The sequence below is a fragment of the Azohydromonas lata genome (genome assembly GCF_034427735.1).
Lineage (GTDB): Bacteria > Pseudomonadota > Gammaproteobacteria > Burkholderiales > Burkholderiaceae_C > Azohydromonas > Azohydromonas lata.
On the sequence record NZ_JAXOJX010000254.1, the window covers coordinates 1 to 288 of the forward strand.

At 67.4% G+C, this 288-nt stretch carries 1 protein-coding gene; it reads right to left on the bottom strand.

Features of this window, described 5'->3' with window-relative positions:
• Positions 1-288: type I secretion C-terminal target domain-containing protein (locus SM757_RS35285; protein WP_322468907.1), on the bottom strand; the 288-nt coding region annotated here is incomplete at both ends.

Below are 288 nucleotides of genomic sequence, written 5' to 3' on the forward strand. Positions count from 1 at the left end.
TGCGTCGCCGCCATTGACGAGTTGGCCCGGCACGTCGCTGCCGTCGGGCGGGTAGTTCGGCGTGAAGTTGGCGCTGCCCAATTGCGTGGAATCGACGTTGCGCAGCACGGCAATGGTGACGAACTCCTTGGCTGCGCCGGCAGCGCCGTCGGCGTCGAACTGCACCAGCGTGTCGGCATCCGACTGCACCAGGCGCAGGTAGCCTCCGGCAAACGGGTTGCTGCCGTCAAAGCCCAGCGCGGCATTGCGCAGCAGGTCGTTCACGTCCAGCACGTCGCCATTGGCGCC